Genomic DNA, 12808 nt, shown 5'->3' with positions numbered 1-12808 from the left:
TTTAATTTTTATATAAACTCATTAACACTTTCTCTGGTGTCATTGGTGCGTGAAATTGTAAATCGTAATTTGGATTAAAAGCTTTTATAGCATTTTGAAGTGCAAAATAAGCGCCAATTCCATACATTAAAGGTGGCTCTCCAACTGCTTTAGATTTTAAAATGGCCATGTCATTTCCTTCAGTTTCAACAGGAATAACTTCTACTGTTTTTGGTACAGAAAAGATATCCGGAATTTTATAAGTCGATAACGCATTAGACAATAGTTTACCATCTTCATTGTATGCGATTTCTTCCATAGTCATCCAGCCAATACCTTGTATTAATGCACCTTCTACCTGGCCTAAATCAATACCTTCACTCATGCTTTTTCCGTAATCGTGAACAATTTTAACCGAATCAAATTCGTAAGTGCCACGAGTACAATCTATAGTTACCGTAGTAATAGCTGTTCCATAAACATGATAGGCAAAAGGATGTCCTTTTTCTTTTGTTTTATCAAAGTGAATTTCTGGTGTTGCATAATGTGCATTTTCCGTTAAGGCCACACGTTTTATCATGGCACTACTGATGAGCTCAGTCCATGATAATTCAGATTTCTGTCCATTAACAAAAACAACTTCCTCTTTTAAAGTAATATTATCTTCTTCGGAAACATCTAAATCTTCGGAAACTACTATTTTCAATCGTTCTAAAAGTGAATTACAAGCCATTAAAGTTGCTTTTCCGTTTAAATCTGCAGTAGAACTCGCGGCAGAAGGTGAGGTATTTGCAACTCTAGTTGTATTAGTGGTTTCAATCTTTATTTTTTCAATAGAAACGGAAAATACATCCGCAGCAATTTGCATCATTTTGGTGTTGACACCTTGACCCATTTCTACAGCAGCAGTACTAATACCTATGCTTCCATCTAAATAAATATGAACCAAAGCACGAGCGTGATTCATTGGTGTATTGGTAAAAGAAATACCAAAAGTAATTGGCATAAACGATAAGCCTTTTTTGAATGACCTATTGTTTCTGTTGAATTCTGCAACCTCTTGTTCTAAAGCATCACTACTAAATATATTTTTAGCAGAATTCCATGTGTTTTTTGCTTCTACTTTTTCAGCAATTTGTCCATAAGAAAAGGTATCATCTTCATCTAATAAATTAATTTCTTGAATTTGTTTTGCGCTCACACCAATTTCATGTGCTGCTTTTGCAATAGCAGACTCAATAACAAACATACCTTGTGGTCCACCAAAACCACGAAACGCTGTGTTTGGAGGTAAATTAGTTTTACAACTCAATACTTTTGTGGTCACATTTGGCACATAATAACTATTGGTAGCATGAAATAATGTACGTTCTGCAATTGCAGGAGATAAATCTGCTGCTGCTCCAGAATTTTGTAAAAATTCCGTTTGGTAGGCTAGAATTTTTAAGCCTTTTGAAAGTCCGATTTTATACGTGCTTTCATAAGGATGACGTTTTCCCGTCATGCGTAAATCGTCATGACGATTCAATATCAATTTTACAGATTGGCTTAAATGATACGTTGCTAAAGCAGCCATTACAGCCCATGGTGTTGCTTGGTCTTCTTTACCTCCAAAACCACCACCAAGACGCGTTACGTCTACTTCAATTTTATGCATCGCAACTCCCAAAACTTGCGCAATTGTTTTCTGTACAGAAGTTGGTCCTTGCGTAGACGATGTTATTTTTATATTACCATTTTCTAAAGGCTCCGCGTAAGCGCCCTGTGCTTCGATATATAAATGTTCCTGACCGTTTGAAAACGTTTCGCCTTCAAAAACATATTCGCATTCCTGAAATGCTTTTTCAGTATCTCCTAAACTAAAAAATCTTGGAGCATTAATAAAACTACCTTTTGCTTTTGCTTCTTTTGCTGTGGTAATTACTGGTAAATCTTCAATGTTAATTTCGATTAAACCTCTTGCTTTTCTTGCAATAAACTCTGATTCTGCAACAATTAATGCGATTGGCATTCCCCAGAAATGGACTTCATCTTCAGCGAATAACGGTTCATCAGCGATTATACCTCCAATTTCATTTTTTCCAGGAATATCTTTATATGTAAAAATTCGTTCTACACCTTCCAAAGCTTCCGCTTTAGAATAATCAATACTTTTTATTTTTCCGTGAGCTTTTGGTGAGTCAAAAACAACGCCATGAAAGGTACCTTGCCTTATATTTATATCATCTACATATAGCGATTCACCACGGACATGTGTATAAGAATCTAAGTTTTTAATGCTCTGTTTTAAAGCGATTGAAACTTTATTTAATTTAGACTCTAAGATTTTATTTTCTTTATTTTTATGCATGCTGAACAAAATCGTTTAAAGTGAAATTACTTGGAAATAACTCTGTGAAATGCGCAAAAAATAATTGTCTCGCTAGTAAACGTTTGTAGTCTGTTGTGCCACGAACATCACTAATAGGAGCGATCTCTTTTTGAAGTATTTCATTAGCTTCTAATATCGTTTCCGATGTTAATGATTTCCCTGTTAAGAAAGCAGAAGTGCCATTTAAATACTTCGGGATAGCAGCAACGCCACCAATAGATATGTGTGCTTCCTTAATTTTTTCATTTTCTACTGAAAGATGTATTGCAGAATTAACACTCGCAATATCTAAATGCGTTCGTTTGCAGACTTTTTCAAAATTAAAAAAAGAATGTTTTGCTGGTAACTTAAAGCTAATAGTTTTAAGCAGTTCGTTATCTTTTAAATCATATGTTTTATAACCTTGATAGAAGTTTTTAAGTCGGATTGTACGTTCTTTTTCTTCAGAATCTAGAATAGTAATATTACTATTAAGAGCCAAAAAGAAAATAGTCATGTCACCAATTGGAGATGCATTAACTAAATTCCCACCTAAGGAAGCCATATTTCTAATTTGTTCTGAAGACACCAATTTCAAATGCTTTTTTAAGTTTGGCAAACTGGTGTTTAATGCTTTATGATTCCATAAATCGGAAACGGTAGTATTTACACCAATTGTGCAAATACCATTATCAATAATAACACCTTTTAAATAGTCTTTTTCGGCAATAAGGTGAATAGCCTTATCTGCTAAATGATCCGCTTGTTGCACATATAAATCCGTTCCCCCAGAAACATATTTTCCTTTTGGTTGATTTAAATCTTTAGCCTCGATATCTTTTAAACGCTGTGGAATACTTTCAAAATATTCAGGAATAAATTCATTTTCAATAAGCCATTTAAAAGATTTTTTTTCTTTACCCTCTAGTTTTTTAACTACTTGATGTGCGGCTTTTTCAATCGATTTATAGCCTGTACATCTACAAATATTTCCGCTAATGGCATCTATTGCATTACTGCAATTGTTTTCAGAATTTGACAAAGCAAAACCAGTTAAAGAAACCACAAAACCAGGTGTACAAAATCCGCATTGTGTGGCGTAATTTGCTTTCATGGCTTCTTGAGCTGTGGTTAATTTATTTTTAAGATTAGTACCTTCAACTGTTACAATATGTTTGCCGTGAGCATTTCCTAATGGAGAAATACATGACGTAATACTTTGGTATGTTATTGTATTGTTTGTTAACGTTCCAACTAAAAGAGTGCAAGCACCACAATCACCTTCACGACAACCAATTTTGGTTCCTGTGAGACGCTGTTGATAACGCACAAAATCCAATAAGGTCATTCCGGAATGTTCCGATGTTTTAATGGTTTTGTTATTTAGTATGAAGGTTATCATATTATATTTTTATACTGATTATCAATACCTACCAAAGAAAATCTAGGACACTCCACTTAATCTAAGTTTACTGTCTGCTAAATTGCTCATTATTATTTTTAGTAGTCATTGATTAATTCTTTTTATTTCATCTATAAAGCTAAGATACTATTTTTTAAAGTGAAAGATATCAAAGTTGAAATTTGGTATTATACCTTGGGAAAGCAAGAAAAACTGAGAGTTAATATTTTTTTAGGAATAACAAATTTTATCAAAAAAGATTAGAAATTGAATACATTAAGCAATAACTTATTTTAGTCGTTTTGTGCTATTTATTAATCTAGATATATTGTTTCAAAATAACATAACAAATTCATATAAACATGAAACCTTGAAAGATTAAGCTTCATAAACAAAAAATCAATAGAAGAACAAGTTTTATTAAGAAACACTTATTAATCTATCACACTTAGAAAACACTATATTATCTCTATAATTATTAAACTTATCAATATTATTACCTCCTTTAATCCATTCCACATATATTGCTGCAGTATTTATACCTGCCTCATGAGAGAATGGATAACCACCGCCAAACCTAGGATTAAACTCTAAAACATAAATTTTATTACCGTCAACAAAAACATCACAATCCAAGGTGCCAATATGTCGTAAATTTTCTGAAACAACTTCACCAATTTTACTAATTTCAGTGCTTATTATAGATTTGGCTTTATCGGTTTCTCCACATCTCATTGAAAGCTTTTCTCTTATAAAAGAACCATAATAATTTCCATCAAAATCATTCAAAATATCCATTCCAAACTCCTTTCCTCCTACTTTTTCTTGAATTAAAATAGCGCTATTAATATCTACAAAACTTGCGCTATTTAATATCGATCGAGAAAGTTTAATTTCTAGTAATTTATAAGAAAGCATAAGTTCTTCTTTATTTTCGACAACGTCAACACCTATAGATGCGCTTCCCCATCTTGGCTTTAAAACTAAAGGGAAATTTATTTTATTCGCTTCTAAGTCTTTAAGAGTTTCGCTTAGGTCAATATATGTCTTAGGTGATAATAACTTATTTGAAGTTAAAAATTGATACGTTTTCCATTTATCAAAAGCAATATCGATAACTAATTCATCAGATATTATAATTTTAGTTCCTATCTTTTTAAACTCATTCTTATGTTTAGATAAAATAGGCAACTCTAAATCGTTTAAGGATATAATGGCATCTACTTTGTGGGCAATACATATATTTTTTAATGAAGAGATGTAGTTATCTGAAAATATACTAGGAACAGTTACAGATATATCCGCATCCACTAAAGCAGGTGCATTTGCTTGCATATCTGTAGCAATAACAATTCCGTTTCCTTGTAAGGCTTCCTTAAAATAATTAATAAGGTAATTTCTTCTCCCTGCACATGTAAATAATATATTTATTCGCTCCATTTATTATTTTTTACACAGATTGATTGATATTTTTCTTTTTCCAGATTTAAGGCTAGGAATTTCATTTACATAACTTATTTCAATAAGTGCATCTTTTCCTATATCGTTCCTAAACTTATCTGTTAATGCCGCTTCGTTTACAAACTTTACATCGGTATTAACTTTTATTTCATATTTTTTCTCCTCGTGCTGTATAAATTGTAATTGTTTTATTTCAGGAAAATCGTAAACATAGGCGTGCATGGTAAAAGGATTTAGCATATCTCCATTTGTTTTGTATAAAGCGTCCATTTTTCTACCTTGAATACTCTTTAGTTTCGGGATGCTATTTGGAGTATTTGTATTATTCTCAAAGGCACCAATATCACCAGTATCATAACGAATCATTGGTGTTGCTAAATTATAGAGATCTGTAACTATAATACGGCCAATTTCTCCATCTTTAACGGGAATATCTTTTTCTAAATCTAAAATTTCGACAATATAACTTCCCCAATTTATTCTAAAACAATCATCATCTGGCATTTGCTGTGCTATAATTCCATTTTCAACGTTAGAATATCTAGATACGGTTGTTGTCTTAAAATAATATTCCATTTTAGATTTTATTTCAGGACTAAGCCCTTCCGCAATAGCAATAATAGATTTAATATTACATTCTAACGGTTTGGCATTAACTCTATCAAGATAATTACAAATAACCTCAAAACCAGACGGGTACCCAATCCACCCTTTAACAAATTTATCCTTTTGTAACCTATCAAGTAAGGTTTTTGTATAGTTATCATTTAAGTCACTAACATCTAATTGCTCTGTGTTTTGAAACCATGATATAATTTTTGATTTTTTATAATATGCTGCCCATAGCCTTAAGTATAATAGTTTTTCACCAAGCGTAAAACCTGCTAGTTTTGCAAAATATAGGGTATCTGCAGTATTTCTTATTTTTTTTCTTTTAGTTTGATAAATTTTAAATGGAGCTCCAGTAGACCCACTAGTTTTAACAGGTATAAACGCTTTATCTTCATCATAAAAGGTCATTTTATTAAAATTATCTTTTATAATTAATTTATTAACCACAGGGAAATCTTTTAGACTTTTAAAGTTTTTATAGCTCGAGTAATAATCAGAGTTATATACGGCCATTTGCAACAATTTATCTAAGATAGGTTCTTGATGTTTTTGTAATGATGAAAAAGAGGAATTACTAAATATTTGCTCAAGGTCTTTAAAATCTTTTTTTACACCACCACCTTTCATTGAATCTATTGTCCAAAAAGCAACATTTCTAAGCTTATTTAGTATGTTCATAAATTTTATGGTTAATTAGATTAACTCTCTTAATATAACTACCTGTTAACTAATCATTAAAAACATTATATCGAATAAAAAACTAAAATATAATATTCCTAATTACACCTCTATCTCAAGCTTTTATTATAATAAAAAGCATGTTTGTCTCTCTTAAAATATTAAATAAGTTTATTTAACCTACGATACAAAAAATTTAAACAATATTACTTTAGTCTCCAAAACCAATAATTAATTACACCTATGAAAATAAAAAATCATTTAATCCACGATATAAAATATTAAAGCAATTTTATACCCCAAAATTAGTGGGAATTTAAAAAAACGTATTCTAACTTTAACATTATTGGATAAAGCATTTTCACTGATATTGACTCAATAAAGAAAACAGTAGATTTCTCTATACAAAACTCTTATTTCAAGTTTATTACAAATTATGGCTATGGAATATTTTAATATAAAAACTCTTGATAAAAGATAAAAAAAATTTATTGATAATATTAATTTATGGGATTGGAAAATAGGGACTTCAATTCCCTCCTTTTTTTTTAAAGAAAACCAATATATATTTTATCTCTGAATACGTATCAAGTAAATGAAATAAAAGTACTTCTTGTCTATATTATATAAAATTGATAACTTGGCCCATTACATATTTAAATAACTATAAATCAATTTAATATTACAAAAAAAATGAAACTAAAAAAATTAATTTATTTAACAATGCTATTGAGTTTCTCACTAGTAACCTCTTGTGACTCGGATGATGATAATGGAGATAATAGTGACTTAATTAGTGAAATATCAGGAACTTGGACATCTAATTATGACGAAGTTTATATCTTTACTGATGAAACTATAGAATCGCCTTATAGTACTTATACTATCGTGGCTGTAGGTGATAATTATGTGATTTGTCAAAACGATGCCGATAATACTTATAACCCAAATTTATATAGCAAATTTGTATTCACAAATATAACAGCAGATACTTTTAATTATTGTCAATCATTTTATGATGCTGAATCTCAATTGGAAATTGAAAGCACGGAAGAACCTTCAGATTCAAGTGATTTAGAGAATGGCTGCGGAGGATTTTCTTGGTCGAACATGACAAGAAACTAAAACTTTCACCAACAATTCTTAAAACATTTACTGTTTTGTTTTGTGATAGCTAGAAGTCGATAAAAATAATGACTTCTACCTATCGCTAAAACTTAGCGTGCACCAGAAATAGTAATAGAACAGTATGTTTGACTTCTTTAATATAAGATTGCAACTTAAGAGAATTAAAACTTTTCTTTTGGTTAAAATTAATTTATGGTGCTTTAATTTATTCTCTTATTGTGGTGATCATTTTTTTATTCCATAATATATACTCTTCGGAATATTTACAACTCTTATTTTACATCTTGCCTTTGCGATTACTATCAATAATTTTTGGTAAAAAATACTAAAACATATTTTACCCAATAAAACCAGTCGAGCTCTAAAGTATTTTAAAAATTTGTTAAAAAATAATTCCTAAAATCTACGCTAACTCTATTATGGAATATCTTGATTTAGATTGAAATAATCTGAAATAGTAGAAACGAAATACGAACAACTTATAAGAATAATTGCCGACGTTTCGAATGATTCCCCCTAAAAAATCACCTCACAAACCTGCCCGCGTTAGGGATTGATGCGGCATCCTTTTTTTATTTCGGGCTAAAAAACTATAAAGAAAACAAGCCTTAATTTTTTGAGTATAAATTGTTTAAACAAGCCCACCAAAAAAAAGATATAGCGGAAAGCCCGACCCTTTTCGGGTAACACCCAAAATAAATGACAAAAAAAAAGTTCAACCTTTCAGTTGAACTTTCATATTATATGAGTTACAAACTAACTACCTTGAATAGTTTGGAGATTCTTTGGTAATGGTTACATCATGCGGATGACTTTCGTTAATTCCACTTGCAGTGATTTTTACGAACTGTCCAGTTTCTTTTAATGTTTCTACATCTTTGGCTCCACAGTATCCCATTCCGGCACGTAAACCACCGATAAATTGGTGAATGCTTTCGAATAAATCGCCTTTGTATGGTACACGCCCAACAATACCTTCTGGTACAAGCTTTTTAATATCATCTTCCACATCTTGAAAGTAGCGATCTTTACTTCCTTCCTTCATAGCCTCTACAGATCCCATACCACGGTAAGACTTAAACTTACGTCCTTCGTATATAATGGTTTCTCCAGGAGATTCTTTGGTTCCTGCTAAAAGCGAACCTAACATTACGGTATCGGCTCCTGCTGCAATGGCTTTTGGTATATCGCCTGTGTAGCGAATTCCACCATCAGCAATTACTGGAACACCACTACCTTTAATAGCTGCTGCAACTTCTAATACTGCAGAGAATTGTGGAAACCCAACACCTGCAACTACGCGTGTAGTACAAATGGATCCCGGACCAATACCAACTTTTACGGCATCTGCTCCTGCTTCTACTAAATATTTAGCGGCTGCGCCAGTGGCAATATTACCTACAATAACATCTAGTGCTGGAAATTTTGCTTTAATTTCTTTTAATACCAAAACGACACCTTTTGTATGCCCGTGTGCCGTATCAATAACTACAGCATCAACGCCTGCATTAACAAGTGCTTCGGCTCTTTGAACGGCATCGGCAGTAACACCAATTGCCGCAGCAACACGTAAACGACCGTATTGATCTTTATTTGCATTTGGTTTTTGGCTCAGTTTTGTTATATCTCTAAAAGTGATTAATCCCGATAATTTAAAGTTATCGTCAACAATTAGAAGTTTTTCAATTTTATGTTCTTGTAGAATAGCTTCGGCATCTTGTAAAGAAGTTCCAACAGCAGCAGTTACTAAGTTTTCCTTAGTCATTACCTCGGTTATAGCTCTTTTATTTTCGTGCTCAAAACGTAAATCACGATTAGTTACAATACCTTTTAAGGTACCATCTTCTGCAACAATTGGAATACCACCAATACCATATTCTGACATGTATTGTTTGGCATCGCTAACTTTTGCTGTTAAGGGTAAAGTTACTGGATCGATAATCATTCCACTTTCTGCACGTTTTACACGACGTACTTTTAAGGCTTGTGCCTCTATAGTCATGTTTTTGTGCAACACACCAATACCTCCTTCTTGAGCCATAGCAATTGCCATTTTACTTTCGGTAACGGTATCCATTGCTGCCGAAATTATTGGCACGTTAATGGTTATGTTTCGAGTGAATTTTGTTTGAATATTTACCTCTCTTGGAAGTACTTCAGAGAAAGCCGGAACTAAAAGGACGTCGTCGTAAGTAAGCCCTTCTCCTACTATTTTATTTTCGTGTGCAGTCATGTCGCAATTACTGTTATAATTGCGTGCAAATCTAAGCATTTTATTCGGTTTAAATTAGATTTATTAAAATGAAATCCTTAATAAATCTAATTATTAACATTTAGCACGTATTGTAAAACAAAAACTAAAAACTGGCTGTTTTATCGACCTCGTCCGCCGCCTCCGGTACGTCCACCACCACCGCTACGACTAGGTCTAACATTCATGTTTTGTCCCGCAATTCTACCAAACTTATACGAGAAGGTTACCATAAAATATTGTTCTAAAATTTTATTTTCTATATCTTGAATGTAGGTTTCTGTAACCGAACGACGATAGCCATTATTTTTCCCCAAAATATCATACCCTACCAAGGTTAATGTTCCCTTATTATCCCAAAGTTGCACACCCAATCCTGCATTCCAAAATACAGCATCACCATCAAATTCGTCTCCTACTCTACTATTATAAGTATAGGCAACTTTATTAGAGAAGAATACATTCTTTAAAAAGAAAATAGAGCTGTCGAATTTTAAATTTTGAACAAAATATTCGTTATCGTTAAAAGCGTCCGTATCATATAAAGTTTCATTTACAGAGTAGCTGTAATTAATTCCGAAATCGAATTTATTATTGTAAGAATATTTAAAACCTACAGAAGGCTTATAAACTGTATTTTTACCTGAAAATTTAACCCCATTTTGAATAGAAATATTGTTATCGTATGATGCCGCAAACTTAGCACTCATATTAATATTTGTGTTTTGACTGAAATACGATTTAGAAATAGAGGCATTACCACTAAGTGAATAATCGCCATTTATGTTATCATAAGTGGTGTACTTAATTAAATCGGCATCTGTAATGGTCGAGTTAATAATTTTATCTTCCACAAACACTGCTTTCGTTTCAGCATTAATAGTAATGTTATTAAAAGCAATATTGTTTTGATAACGGAATCTTAAATTATGACTTAAACCTGGTTCTAAATCTGGATTACCAGTATAAATATGCGTTTGGTTACTCACATCGGCAACAGGTTGTAATTGTGTTGATGAAGGCAAATCTACATTTTGATTATAATTTAAAGATATATTTTTATAGCCTTTTTCATCTCGATAACGAATTCTACTTGAATAGGTTATGTAATCGAATTCTGCATTAAAATTTCTTTCAGTAATTAAATCATCGGTATATTTTCTAAAGGTATTGGTATACGCTCCTTCTACTTCAAATCTAAAATCTTTATACTCATATCTAAATCTTAATGCAGGCTTTAGTGTTGTAGTTACGTATTTACTATCAAAACTTTGTTGCGCATTAAAATCTGTATAATCGTTATCGGTTTCATTAAAATCAAAAACGTTTTTCTCATTTTTATTATGGTAAATAGTAGCACTATACTTTGGTGTAATTCTGAAATTAGTAAACAATTCTTTAAACCAATATCCATTAAAATTAATATTTGAAGTTGTATTTTCAGTACTTCGAATCTGATCTTGAATTTGCGTAGTCCCCTTTTGAAACAATATATTCTCAGAATAATTTTTAGAATCCGTATCCGAATTATCAAAATCTGTACTTAATTTAAAATTGAAAAAATCGCGCCCTTTTCCCGTTCTTACAATAGCACTTATTTCATTATCAATGCTGTTCCCTACTGAAGAAGATTCACTATTAGCATTATAATCACTTATAGCACTTCCATCTTTAGAATTTGACTCTGTTGTAGATTGTGAAAAAGAATCGCTGGTATCACGATTAAATTTAAGATCGTTAGAGAGTTGTATTTTATTAGACGATTTGTTTTTTGAAGGAATTATAAATTTTAAGTCCAAATCGCCACTATGGTTGTCACTATCTGTAGTGCTGTTACTTACCGTTTCTGTCGTGTAATTTAAGTTTGGTAAAAAGTAATCTCGAAAACGGAAACTGCTATTATCTACATTACTTGCGCTGTATTTGTAATTTGCATTAACGCGTGTTTCGTCCCATTTTCCTTTTGAATAATTAGCACCTATAAAATCGGATTCGACATAACCGGTACTCGATTTGGCATCGGGTAAGGCGGTAAAACCACGACGCATATTTATATTATTGGTTCCGGAGATAAACCCAATTTGTTTACCATCTATCATTTGAAACAAATTAGCATTAGCTTGATACTTATCATCGGTCCCTACTCCTCCATTTAAATCGCCAAAAAAGGCTGTATTCTTGCCTTTTTTAATTTTAATGTTGATCTCTTTTGTTCCCGAGTCGGACTCTTCACCTGTAAACTTTTGTAAATTGGTTTTATAATCGGTAACCTGAACTTTACTAATTACGTTACTTGGTAAATTTTTAAGAGCAATATCTCCCATTTTCTCACCAAAAAACTCCATACCATCTACGTTAATAGCTTCTACAGCCACACCGTTTACAGTAATATTTCCGTCTATATCAAACTCTACGCCTGGCAGTTTTTTTAGTAAATCTTCAGCACGATCATTAGCCAATGTTTTAAAACTATCGGCATTATATTCAATAGTATCTTTTTTAATAACAATTGGTGGTGCTTTACCTATAATAGAAATAACATTTAATTGTTCTATTTGATCGGATAAGGTAACGGTACCCATATCAAATTTATTTTCCGTAGGCACATCAATATCTTTAGAATACGGTTGGTAACCCAAATAAGCAACATTAAATAAAAGTTTTGTTTCTTCTTCCGCATTAATATTTATTGAGAATTGCCCTGTTTTATTAGTAATACCATAAGCCATGGTAATACTGTCTTTAAGGCTTTGTACATAAACTGTGGCGCCCTCTAAAGTTATGGCGTCTGGATCTTTTACTTGGCCTTCTAAAGTAAAACGTTGAGCAAATAGCGAGGTACTACAAGCTAAAAAAAGTAATAGAAATGAATGTTTCAAACTGATTGGTTTATTAGTGTGAAACTTAGACTTACTCAATATTCGAAGGTTTAGTCCTCAAATTATAA

7 protein-coding genes are annotated in these 12808 nt (G+C 31.9%); 1 reads left to right on the top strand and 6 read right to left on the bottom strand.

The window, feature by feature from the left end; all coding sequences use genetic code 11:
• Position 1: 1 nt before the first annotated feature.
• The 4 genes from M4I23_RS15065 to M4I23_RS15050 all read right to left on the bottom strand — a co-directional run bounded on the left by M4I23_RS15065 (position 2) and on the right by M4I23_RS15050 (position 6482).
• Entirely contained in the window at positions 2-2329 is a 2328-nt protein-coding gene (locus M4I23_RS15065) for a xanthine dehydrogenase molybdopterin binding subunit (RefSeq protein ID WP_249754966.1), read from the bottom strand.
• Positions 2322-3731, bottom strand: coding sequence for an FAD binding domain-containing protein (locus M4I23_RS15060; protein WP_249754965.1), 1410 nt, complete (start codon positions 3729-3731; stop codon positions 2322-2324). The genes M4I23_RS15065 and M4I23_RS15060 overlap by 8 nt, the downstream gene beginning before the upstream one ends.
• Positions 3732-4151: 420 nt before the next feature.
• Positions 4152-5171, bottom strand: a complete 1020-nt coding sequence (locus M4I23_RS15055; RefSeq protein WP_249754964.1) for an ATP-grasp domain-containing protein — start codon at positions 5169-5171, stop codon at positions 4152-4154.
• Positions 5172-5174: 3 nt separating this feature from the next.
• On the bottom strand, positions 5175-6482 hold the full coding sequence (locus M4I23_RS15050) for a CoF synthetase (RefSeq protein ID WP_249754963.1): 1308 nt from the start codon (positions 6480-6482) through the stop codon (positions 5175-5177).
• A gap of 693 nt (positions 6483-7175) precedes the next feature.
• Between M4I23_RS15050 and M4I23_RS15045 the strand changes: the two genes are divergently transcribed.
• Positions 7176-7607 (top strand): hypothetical protein, encoded by a 432-nt coding sequence (locus M4I23_RS15045; protein ID WP_249754962.1) that lies wholly within the window; start codon positions 7176-7178, stop codon positions 7605-7607.
• Positions 7608-8370: 763 nt separating this feature from the next.
• Here M4I23_RS15045 and guaB read toward each other — a convergent pair.
• Complete coding sequence (guaB, locus tag M4I23_RS15040) at positions 8371-9843, bottom strand: IMP dehydrogenase (protein WP_158851793.1); 1473 nt, start codon at positions 9841-9843, stop codon at positions 8371-8373.
• Positions 9844-9983: 140 nt separating this feature from the next.
• Positions 9984-12740 carry an outer membrane beta-barrel protein gene (locus M4I23_RS15035; protein ID WP_249754961.1) on the bottom strand — a complete coding sequence of 919 codons (2757 nt, stop codon included), beginning with the start codon at positions 12738-12740 and terminating at the stop codon, positions 9984-9986.
• Positions 12741-12808 lie beyond the last annotated feature (68 nt).

It is taken from the genome of Algibacter sp. L4_22, assembly GCF_023473045.1.
GTDB lineage: Bacteria > Bacteroidota > Bacteroidia > Flavobacteriales > Flavobacteriaceae > Algibacter.
This window is presented reverse-complemented; position numbering and strand designations above follow the sequence as displayed.